At 47.4% G+C, this 10,575-nt stretch carries 14 protein-coding genes; 1 reads left to right on the top strand and 13 read right to left on the bottom strand.

The features are described from left to right. Positions 1 to 51: 51 nt before the first annotated feature. From JW814_11865 to JW814_11845, 5 genes are all read right to left on the bottom strand, one after another. The gene (locus tag JW814_11865) at positions 52 to 675 is read right to left on the bottom strand and encodes a hypothetical protein (GenBank protein MBN2072142.1); all 624 of its coding nucleotides are present in this window, start codon (positions 673 to 675) and stop codon (positions 52 to 54) included. Between the two features lie 42 nt (positions 676 to 717). Then, complete coding sequence (locus JW814_11860; GenBank protein MBN2072141.1) at positions 718 to 918, bottom strand: hypothetical protein; 201 nt, start codon at positions 916 to 918, stop codon at positions 718 to 720. 140 nt (positions 919 to 1,058) lie between these two features. After that, positions 1,059 to 1,793, bottom strand: a complete 735-nt coding sequence (locus JW814_11855) for a protein kinase (GenBank protein MBN2072140.1) — start codon at positions 1,791 to 1,793, stop codon at positions 1,059 to 1,061. 166 nt (positions 1,794 to 1,959) lie between these two features. After that, positions 1,960 to 2,178, bottom strand: a complete 219-nt coding sequence (locus JW814_11850) for a hypothetical protein (protein ID MBN2072139.1) — start codon at positions 2,176 to 2,178, stop codon at positions 1,960 to 1,962. A 30-nt stretch (positions 2,179 to 2,208) separates the two neighbouring features. Beyond that, the gene (locus tag JW814_11845) at positions 2,209 to 2,427 is read right to left on the bottom strand and encodes a LapA family protein (GenBank protein ID MBN2072138.1); all 219 of its coding nucleotides are present in this window, start codon (positions 2,425 to 2,427) and stop codon (positions 2,209 to 2,211) included. Positions 2,428 to 2,564: 137 nt separating this feature from the next. On the opposite strand from JW814_11845, the gene JW814_11840 reads away from it, so the two are divergent. Beyond that, entirely contained in the window at positions 2,565 to 3,737 is a 1,173-nt protein-coding gene (locus JW814_11840; protein ID MBN2072137.1) for a threonine synthase, read from the top strand. 85 nt (positions 3,738 to 3,822) lie between these two features. Here JW814_11840 and JW814_11835 read toward each other — a convergent pair whose 3' ends face one another. The 8 genes from JW814_11835 to JW814_11800 form a co-directional block, all read right to left on the bottom strand. Beyond that, a complete protein-coding gene (locus tag JW814_11835) occupies positions 3,823 to 4,701 on the bottom strand; it encodes a hypothetical protein (GenBank protein MBN2072136.1) in 879 nt (292 codons plus the stop codon). Positions 4,702 to 4,833: 132 nt separating this feature from the next. Next, a complete protein-coding gene (locus JW814_11830) occupies positions 4,834 to 5,223 on the bottom strand; it encodes a hypothetical protein (protein MBN2072135.1) in 390 nt (129 codons plus the stop codon). Between the two features lie 135 nt (positions 5,224 to 5,358). Continuing rightward, on the bottom strand, positions 5,359 to 5,934 hold the full coding sequence (locus tag JW814_11825) for a hypothetical protein (GenBank protein MBN2072134.1): 576 nt from the start codon (positions 5,932 to 5,934) through the stop codon (positions 5,359 to 5,361). A 233-nt stretch (positions 5,935 to 6,167) separates the two neighbouring features. After that, positions 6,168 to 6,857 carry a hypothetical protein gene (locus JW814_11820; protein MBN2072133.1) on the bottom strand — a complete coding sequence of 230 codons (690 nt, stop codon included), beginning with the start codon at positions 6,855 to 6,857 and terminating at the stop codon, positions 6,168 to 6,170. Positions 6,858 to 6,908: 51 nt separating this feature from the next. Then, positions 6,909 to 7,625, bottom strand: coding sequence for a hypothetical protein (locus JW814_11815; protein ID MBN2072132.1), 717 nt, complete (start codon positions 7,623 to 7,625; stop codon positions 6,909 to 6,911). Between the two features lie 284 nt (positions 7,626 to 7,909). Further along, positions 7,910 to 8,473, bottom strand: coding sequence for a hypothetical protein (locus JW814_11810; protein MBN2072131.1), 564 nt, complete (start codon positions 8,471 to 8,473; stop codon positions 7,910 to 7,912). A 1,011-nt stretch (positions 8,474 to 9,484) separates the two neighbouring features. After that, positions 9,485 to 9,898, bottom strand: a complete 414-nt coding sequence (locus tag JW814_11805) for a hypothetical protein (GenBank protein MBN2072130.1) — start codon at positions 9,896 to 9,898, stop codon at positions 9,485 to 9,487. Between the two features lie 159 nt (positions 9,899 to 10,057). Next, entirely contained in the window at positions 10,058 to 10,468 is a 411-nt protein-coding gene (locus tag JW814_11800) for a hypothetical protein (GenBank protein MBN2072129.1), read from the bottom strand. Between the last annotated feature and the right edge of the window lie 107 nt (positions 10,469 to 10,575).

The following is a 10,575-nucleotide window of genomic DNA, read 5'->3' as shown; positions in this document are numbered from 1 at the left end:
GTCCCGGCCGCTAAGTACTGGTCATTCAATTATCAACTCGGCAAATTCGATCTAGAACAAATTTAACACAATACAGCCGTTAAATGAGTAGAATTTTGTCGGCTCGTCGGCGGTAAAAATATAGCTGTAAGCGGCCAGCGCTTCCAGGCCGACCAATTCTGTCACGCGAAAGTTCAGCCCCGCGCCTGCGCAGAAAGAGGGCCTGTTTTCCGAATCGATCGTATACAGATACTCCCAGGGACCTGGATCAGGGATGACCGGACGCGAGTATACATCCGCTTTTGAATTGAGAAGACAGAACCCGATCCCCGCCTCACCGAAAATGCTCAGTCGGTCAAACCTGGTCAAAGGTTCGTCATACCTTATCGTCCCGGCGATCTCGACATTCGATATGGTGCCGTCTACCATCCGCGAAGATCCGACAAGAGAGATCGGTATGCTGGTTGGTTCCCATTTTGAATATCCCACGCGCAATCCGGCGTGGAATCTTTTAGCGATAGGATAGAGCAGATCAACTCCGGTGATCATCCGGAACTGCGAATCCTCGAACTTGTCTCCAGTCACTTTTGTGCCCCCGCCTCTCATCCGGATCGATAACCCTCCGGCGAGAGAGAGATCGCTCGCAGTAAGCAATACCACTATTGCCACCACAGCTATGGCTGGTCTCCTGCGCATTTTCCCTCCAATCGTTCCTGAGTGGGGTCTCTGCCGCCTGTTTTACTTCGCGCTCCTGCTGCTCCTCGATATCACGTAGGGCCCTATCACTCCTAGAATGACGCCCAGCCGGCTCGATGTCTCCCAATCTACGATAGCCATGCCATGAAAGAGCAGGTTCCACAGGAAAGAGACGCCCGAGGATACGCAAAACGCGATTACGAAAATTATCAGGAATTCCAGGATTGCTTGTCCTATCTTCATGGTTCCCCCTTCTGGTCGAACACCGTTTGAAACGAGTTTCTGCTGTTATTACAGAAAATTGCCCCAAATATTCAAAATCAATATTTCATGACCGGGATTATCTGATCGCTACCAGCCCCCCTGCGGGAGCAAGGATATTCTTACTGCCACTCCATCGTAGTCAGATGCCTTCGCAGCTGCCCGGCATTACGGAATTTTCTGGAGATCAGCGATTTTTTCAGCCCGCAACAGATATCCTTTATCACTTTTGGATGTCCGGGATAGGTCTTCGCCCCCCCCAGGGAATCATAAAAAATCCTTATCAGGTCGATCACATCCTCGCGGATATTCTCTCCCTTTGGCGCTCCCCAGTCGAACATGTCGACCAGCTTGATATTGAAGGACAGGCCGACCCGTCGGATTATGATATTATCGTCATGAAGATCTCCGTGATATTCGCGCGAATTATGTATTACATCAAGACCGATCACGAGCTCATTGAGCAGATGCAGCCCCTCGAACGGAGTCAAACGCCGTCCGGGCTGCCTCTTGAGAAATTTTGTAAGCAGTTCCCCTTCGACATATTCAGAGACCAGCACCGTTACGTAAACACCGTTGAACAGTATCTTCTCCTGAGTGTGATACTGGATCAGAATTGGACAATGACGCAATTTGTGCAATTTTTTCGCGTAGAAATTCGATGTCTTATTCCTGCTGTTTCGCTGTGGGAAAAAGAGTTTCGCGGCTCGATCAAGCCCGATCATCTTCTCGCGGACACGATATACCTCCCCCTCCCAGCCCCTGCCGAGCAATTCCACGACTTCGTACTTTCCCGCTATCATGAAGCCGGGCCTCAGATCGAATTTGAGGATATCGTCTTTCGAGTTGCTTTTCATTTCTGGTCTATACCCGGTCAGATAGAATTATCCATCAACTGATTATCCGGGAGAAGTCATATCGCCCGGATAATCAATACCATTTAACACAAGTCCGGATAACTTGCACCTAAAATAATCGGATTATCGGCAAGAATTTCACTCTGAACCGGGTTTTTCTGACCCTTTATTTTTGTGTTTCTCCATAGAGCCGCTCGGCCCTCGCGGCGGCCGAGTCGGCAACAGAAATCGCCTTTCCGACCACTTTCGCGCCGGGGAGGTCCGATTCGGCCAGAACACTGTCTTTCTGCGCCCTGGTCAGGTCTTTACCTGTCTTTTCAGATCTCTTCCCGCCGCAGGAACTGAAAAAAATCGCCATGATAAGTATGATCAATATCCTGAACATGGATTTCACACCTTTTCAGAAACCGATGACTCACTTATTCAGCTGCCGCATATAGAGAATGAACGTAATTACCGCGCCCAGGATCAATCCGGAAGCAAAAACGATCCCCAGAAATACTACATGAGGCATGGTAAGCCTCCAGATGAGGATTTTTGTCTCTACCGGCTGGAAGTTTTGCAGGACTATTATTATTCCAATCAAGCCCAGTACTATCGCAACGATCATCTTTGCTCTTGTCGTCCCTGACATACAGTCTCCTTTCGTATGTTTGTAATGGTCTATCTATAACACGATTCCAGAATATTGTATATGGTATTTTCAGGATTAAGTAGTATCATCGGGTACCGGATCGGATATGAATATCGATCGGCAAAACAGGAGCATCTATGACTTATCTTTCTCATCTTGAGTGCGGATTGTGCGGAAAGACTTTTGACGCTGACAAGATCTGGAATTTATGCGCCGATTGCGGAAAACCCTTGCTGGTCCGCTATGATCTCGAAGCGGCGAAGAAATCTGTCCAAAAGGAAGCCCTCGCCGGCAGAGCATCCACTATCTGGCGCTATCACGAATTCCTGCCGGTAAAAGAGATAAGATATCGTCTTTCCCTGGGCGAAGGCTCTACGCCGATATTTCACGCGAAAAATTTGGCCGAACAGATAGACTTCAAGGATATTTTCATAAAGGACGAAGGGTTGAACCCGACGACGTCTTTTAAAGCCCGGGGGCTGTGCGTAGCTCTTTCACGCGCTTCAGAGCTCGGCATAAAAGAAGTTTCGATCCCGTCCGCCGGTAACGCCGCTGGCGCGATGAGCGCCTACGCCGCTTTGGCCGGAATGAAAGCCTTTGTATTTATGCCCTCGGATGTCCCAGTTCCATTTATCGCCGAATGCAAGGCTCTCGGGGCGAAAGTAACTCTGGTCGACGGCCTGATCACCGATTGCGGAAAAATCGCCGCCGAGGGCGTTAAAAAATTTGGCCGTTTTGATATTTCCACCCTGAAAGAGCCTTACAGGGTTGAAGGCAAGAAAACAATGGGCTACGAAATTGCCGAACAGATGAACTGGCAGTTACCCGATGTAATAATCTATCCGACCGGTGGAGGCACAGGATTGATCGGGATGTGGAAAGCCTTCGACGAGATGGAACAGCTTGGATGGATCGGGTCTGAGCGGCCACGCATGGTCAGTGTTCAGCCGGAAGGTTGCGCGCCGGTTGTGCGGGCAGTTGAGAACGGAACGGAATTCGCTGAATACTGGCAGGGGGCAAAGACTGTCGCCGCCGGGCTTCGGGTGCCTGCCGCGATCGGTGATTTCCTGATTCTGCGCGCGATAAGAGAAAGTGGTGGGACTGCCGTCTCGGTCTCGGACGCTGAGATGATCGATGATGCTGATCTGATCGGCCGGACGCAGGGAATATTTACCGCTCCGGAAGGGGGAGCCACCTTATCGGCGTTCAGGAAACTGAGAGCCAGGGGATGGATCAGGGATGGTGAAAAAGTACTTCTGTTCAACACTGGCAGCGGCCACAAATACCATCATCTGTGGGCAGACCGCTGATATCAATCCCAACACCATTCTGATACATTATTAATTGCGGATATTCAGATCCACACCTGGGCCGGAATATCGCTCTCCTTTTCTGTCATGGCACTATAGTAATCTTCATACAACCTTTTGTCGAGAATCCGAACGTATCGATGACCTCGACAAGCAGCGTGTGAATTCCAGACGCGAACACTTTTTCCGGCGACGAAACATTATCCAGCGAGAACACGGTTTCCCACTGCCCGGGATCGTCTGGATCGCTGATATCCCAACCGTAACGATACCCGGCGATTTCTCCACCATACCTGGTCGCGTCACCTTTCCAGGAATAATTCAAAGGTGTCCCAACGGGAACCTCGACGCTGATAATCGAATAATTACCCATAAAGACATATCCACCGAGAAACGGCTCCGAAATATTCAGAGTAATGGGAGAAGTCTGCACGGTGACCAGAAAATTCCTTGCGTTGACGTTTCTGTAAAATGTTTTCGTCATATTTTTTCTGGGGGCTATCGCCTGAACGGCGAATACATAAGCCTTGTTGATATCGATCTCTTCATCGTCTCCTATAATGACTTCTCGGCCCATATCGTTACCGGCGGCATACGAGTACCAGCGGGACCACATATCCTCGTATCGCCATGGATTCTCGTTCAGATCGCCTATGATATCAAACATCGGATCGTATATGCCGTTCTCGTCGACGACAGGGCTTAGCAGGTATCGAACACGCTTGGGATCTGTACCGATACCGCTGTGCCAGCTGAATCTGAAGACGGTTGGAAACATTGTCACCGCTGATGGTGGAGTGTCGATAATCACAAATGGTTCCTGATCGATCCGTGGAACGAGATTCGAGCTATTAATAACGTCCTCTTCTTCGTCAGCTGTCAGTATCGAATCCTTGCAACCGGCTGGAGTGATCACAAGGACCAAGAGCATTGCAAAAATAGATAACCGGGAGAACCGTCTCATCTCGACATACCTCCTTATGGCTGAGGAAAACAGCAGTCATCACATCAGCCAGTTTTAATTGTGGGGAGGTCTCATGCCACTTGATTAAATATACTTGGCAATTTAAATAAACACAACTTTAAATCAGGATGGTTATTTTTCTGGCTTGCCTTTTTTTGTCTTCAATGACGCTACTATGAAGTACCCCAGATCCATATCCTTGAGCAGGCTCCTTACCTCATCCTCCTGGTCTTTTGCAACAAGAAGTATGGCAGGTTCAGCGGCATGCCTGACGCAGTTCAGCATTTCTCCCTGAATGAAATAAGTCGCCCCGGCGGCATCGAGCACGCTTCTTATCATAAGAATATCGTTCGGACTGAATGTATGAAGGATCTTCACGAATTCGATCTCTTCACTGTCAGAAGGGGATATATCTCCATCATTCTCATCTGGCACTTCGAGCCGCTCGACCAGTGGCACCCCGCAATCAGGGCAGGTCGTGACAGTATCAAGATACTCGGATCTACACTCTGGGCAGAACACCGGCGCTTCCTCCTGTACGATCTTTGTTTCAGCGTATGATATCCCTACCAGATACAACAGGAAATGGATAATTATTCAAGGATAATTCCTTCGAACGCCGATTTCAGGAATCTTTGGGATCTGCCGGATATCTATTTAGAATCGGAAACATATGCGGCCTTCAAAATCAAATGTGCTGGAAGTTAGAGGAGGATCAAGGACGATGGAGCGGATATCCGCTGGAGCTCCGAATCGATATTTATTGCCTGATAACCCTATATCGAGGAACCACATCTGGTTCAGGTATACTGACAGGCCGAAGCCAAAGGCCCATTTCGTGCCGGCAAAGGGACATGTATCGATTTCGGGGACGTCATCGAGATTGAAATCAAACCCCGTAAATCCCATGGACCCCTTAAAATAGGGCTGGACGCGGCGGTCAGTCAGAAAATGCCAGGAGAGGCCGGCGCCTACATCCCATAAGACACCCTCGCCCGGCAGACCCAGCCATGAGCCGTTGTGGTTTGAACGTATAACATATATTTCAGCTCCTAGCGCGTTGTTGAGGGTCCTTCCAAGCCGCCTTTTCACTCCAAGAGTCGCGCCGAAACCCAGGGCGGGTTTTACTTTCGGTACCAGAAGAACAAGCCCCGCACCCTCGAAAAAAGATTCTCCGTCGAAATCGCCCTCCAGCTGAGGCCTGGAAATCGAGAACGACAGATAGACTTCCAACTCAGGGTAATCCAGGGTTTCTTGGTTCAAATCAGATCCGGTCCCTGTAATCGCAGCCTTATTATTTCTCGCGGCCTCGACAGAGGAAGTTGCCAGAGTCAATAGCACTACAGCGGGTACTACACTCGCCCTTAAACGCGATAACCGGATACGCATGGAATTATCTTGTGAGCGCTCACTGCGTGGGCGCGTGAGAGATTCTATTCGCTGGAACAGAAACACGATTCTCGGTTTCAATTATCCTCCAGCGTCACTTTTTGAAGTATGATTTTGCGGATTTTAAGAACAGGATTCGAGCCTAACCCAACACCTCCGGAAGATTCCATGCGGATGCTTATTCTTATCGATTCGACTGTTCCAGTATTTGTTTCTCCACAATCTACAAATTCAACATGATCATTATCGACAATAACAAAGCCGACGACACTGTTCTGAGTTATTTCAAACACATAGGTTTCATACCGGGGGCAGAATTCGTCGGAGAAACAAGTCCAACCGTCGATACCATTTACAAAGGAACTCCTTGTCAAATACTCCTGGTTTTCCGTAACAATCCAGACCGGGTAAAGATCATTGCATAATAATCCGCAGTAATTCGTCTGATCAAAACCTGGACCGTCATCGCACTCTTCGGTTTCAAGCTGGATTGTCAATCTGTAGAGATAGCCGGGAGTAACTTCCCATTGCTCCAATGATTCCATATACGCGTAGGTGTCATAAGGTTGAAGCATAACTTTCCCGTCACTAATACTATATGAAAAATTAGAGGTCAGAAAGCCGCTATCCTCGAGATCAGCTTCGCGGAAGTTAGCATTAAGAAGTGTTTCTGTATCTCCGTCTGGGCTTATGGTCGTATCACTGCATGAATTCATCAACGATACCATCATCAGAAATGACGCACAAAGTATGAAAAACTTATTCATGATCATTCTCCCACCCACTTAAACAATGCGCGATCGCATCTGTTAACTGTTCTAATCGGAGAATCGAACATACCGCTCTTCGCTCCAACTCGAAAGATAATAGCTGCTCCAGTAAGCCTGTACTGACCAATACCCATCAGCGCTCCAATCGCCGAAAGGAGGCGCATTATAGGGCATTATCGGTCCAGAAAAGATCGTTTCTTTGAGATTCACGAAACATTCCTGCGGGCCCCCTGATGTGCAAAAATATTGATTGAATTCAAAATCAGACGTTCGCACTTTAAGGATATAACCCCTGGCTCCATGCACTGGCCGCCAGCTAAACGAGTATTCATCCCACAGATTAATAACACTACCATTTTCAGGCTCGATCAATTCCGGGACGCACTCTGAATCCTTTGCCAAAGTTACCGTAACAGGTGCTGAAGTCCCGATGTTACCATTTTGATCTTTCGCGACGACAGATAGCACATAGCCCTGCCTGTCGAGCCAGAAGCCCGTATACCATATCTGATCATATGGTGGTTTGCTATCTTCAGCGATCAATACATCATCCACGAAGAATTGAACAATCGAAATCCCATTCTCGTCATGACATTCAGCCAAAATGTGGACCTGATCAGTTATGGTCGATAAATCTGTTGGATAAGAGATCCCGACTGCAGGAGGCTCGGTATCAGGTTCATTCACTTTTTCCGAGCAAGACATCTGGGCAGCAAGGAATACGCAGACAACGAAATACGAGAACGCTCGCCTCAAGTCATCCATGATCCCCCTCCTTTTTCACTATGTTCAATATAATAAATGATGTTGATTTTTTCAAATTGAAATAATTGAATGACCGGGAAGGAGCGCCTTATTTGTCTGTCATTGCGTTTATTTTAAATGTTTCCTCTCGCCAATATAAACTTCCTATCAGTAACCCAGGTATATAACCGACTATAAAAGCGAGAGGAGACACTGACTGATTTTTACGTAATGCTCTGATGGCTCGCTGCGCGGCCGGGACGATTGGAATCAGTCTGAAACTTGATTCAATACCACCCATCGAATTAACTTTCGCTCCCCATCAGGCATTTTATCCTTCCCCAGGTGCCGTTCCCCGTCGGTGTCGGATCACAGCCCGGACCGTTTATCGACAAATCATTCAGAACAGTCAGGTCCCGCAGAACGAAATCGCAATCACGGGCGAGCGAATGTTCTCCCGCAATGATCACCCCACACTGATCAGGATCGATTATCATTATATCCTGCCTGAAGACAAGCACCCATCCAGACGGGCACTGGTCGAACAGGACAGTCCATTCAGTCCCGCCAGTCCCATAATCTACCACTATCAGTTTCAAATAATATTCGCTGAACACCGGACGCGCCGAGCCGTCCAGGCAGCCGGGAAAATCAAATCTTAGCGTGATATAGTTCAGACCGGATCCTGAGGGGATCCACGCCATGGTATAAAGCTGAAAAACCGTTCCGGTGTCACCGCACACGACCGATTCCAGGTGAGCCTCGTCAGCCCAGGTCCCCACGTAGAACTCGGATGGATTAGGAGGCAGCTGAGCCCGCGACCCGCCAGCAAGGATCATCAGAATACAGAAGATCGTTATTTTCACCATCTATTATTCATTCTCATTCTCAACGCCTGATGCATCAGCTGCCGGTTCAGAGATTGTCTCGCGACATTGAAAATTTACTGCGTGTTATGCGGTGCGGTAATCAGTTCAATCATTGCATAGCCGCTTGATTACTCCCCAGCTTGATGATTCTATCTCTACTCCTATGTCGATTTCCGTGCATCCGTAGTCGTCATCTCTATAATTCAAGTTCAGTTCATGAGTTGCTACACATTCGTAGGATGAACGCAAATCTGTGCAATCTGCGTAGGAAATCAGTCCTGTAGCCGGATACCCCGCAACACTCACGGATGACCTCTCATGGGAAGTAATCAGGAGCGTCTGATGAAATGGACAATTCCATTCAGTCTGGCACTCGTAATAACTATAATAAATTCCGGTCCCCAATGTGCCCATGATTACACATACATCCGGACTGACAGTGACTAAAACCGAGTCTACGTTATCCGGGTACTCAATTTTAAATTCACCAGCGCATTGTCCCAACTCATTCGGTCGGCAAATAATCCACATCTCGACTTGAGCGTTAATCCCCTCAAATGGGCAATAGCTGGATATCACAGGCAGGGAATCACTATAATTTTCAGTGTAAAGTCCTATATATCCCGGAGTACCAGTCTGAGACAAAAGAGTAACAGGAACTAGCATGAGAATAATCAATGTGCTATACGCCATGCTATATCTGTGAAGCATATTTTCCCCCTTTCACCATAATGGAGCGTCAATTGATCCAACTGCCGGTCAGAGCCTGGCAACCTGGGTTCCCTGCTGCCAGATCGACAAGGGAGAATGCGCAGACCCATCCATTATACGGCGAGCTGAAAAGGACTCTGTCCTCCTTAACAATGTATTGTCCCCTAAGTGATTATTTAACCTCTTACGCTTGCTTTGTATTTTACTACGTTTTCCTATGAATTTCAACAAAGTAATTGAACTACTCGAAGTCACTGTCCGAGAGCCTCGGGCTCAGGTAATGGGTTAATTTAGTAAATGTTATTTAAGTATTCTTATACAGTAATCACTCCCGGAATCGTAACTTCTTGTCCTTAAACATGCCTCAAGCTCTGACAGACCGACATATCTATGACTTGAAGGTTGAGCAATCGCTTCCCCAACAACAACAAGTCCCTCATCGAAAGTAATCAATACCGAGTCAGCGGATAACGCGGCATACAGCGTGAAGCGATACTCTCCCGGATCTAATTCAGGACCAAACGACTCTCCCTCTTGCACAATAAATGTATCATATGAAAAGGTATGAAAAGGCTCAACGTATGAGCGCCACCGGTCTGTCTCAACCTCAATTTCATATATCAGGTTTGGCTGGTTTAGTATCGTCGTCGATATCTCATCATAGCAAGAAATTACAATTAAGAGTATTCCGAAAATAATCAAAACGTGTTTCATAACATCTTCCCCATGTGACGCATAACATTGTGAGCCCTTGCGGCGCTGCCCCTCCACTTGTTTATCTGCAAGCACTCAGCCCCAGCGGCCGTGACAACCGAGCCCGCATCGGGCGAGTGCGCAAATGCCTCTGTTATGTGGCGTTTAAACAAGAATCTTTCATTCGATTATTACCAGTACATTCTTTTCATCTTGTGATCTATCTTCATTGATACATCTATATATCAGCGTGGCACATACAACGCCTTGTTTTCTTGTTCTATATTTCCAATTCTGATAATAGGCTATCCCACATATATCATCATTTGGATCAACAGGAGTTACAGGAATAAGCTTATACGACTCAAGCTCTACGTATTGATCATCAAATCCTTTCTCAAATTCCCACCATTCCCCTACTGAATATGCAGCAAAAAGAGTAATAGTAAAAGTTGCCCCGAGATCAACCGTAACCGTATCGGTTACATTGCAATCACAACTTGGCAAGTCAAAAATAGTATTATCCTCTCCACAACCAAGCTGAACGGAAACGCATAGAGAAATTGACAGAGCAAGAATAGCATGTTTCATGATATTACCCCCTCGCCCGAAATATATGTGTCTTCCTTCTTCTCGCGAAAGTAAAATAAATGCCACATAACGTTGTGAGCATTTGCGGCGCGGCCGCAATCCTCTAT

It is taken from the genome of Candidatus Krumholzibacteriota bacterium (assembly GCA_016932415.1).
GTDB lineage: Bacteria > Krumholzibacteriota > Krumholzibacteriia > Krumholzibacteriales > Krumholzibacteriaceae > Krumholzibacterium.
The sequence above is the reverse complement of the archived record's forward strand: the minus strand, read 5'-3'. Positions and strand labels throughout refer to the sequence as shown.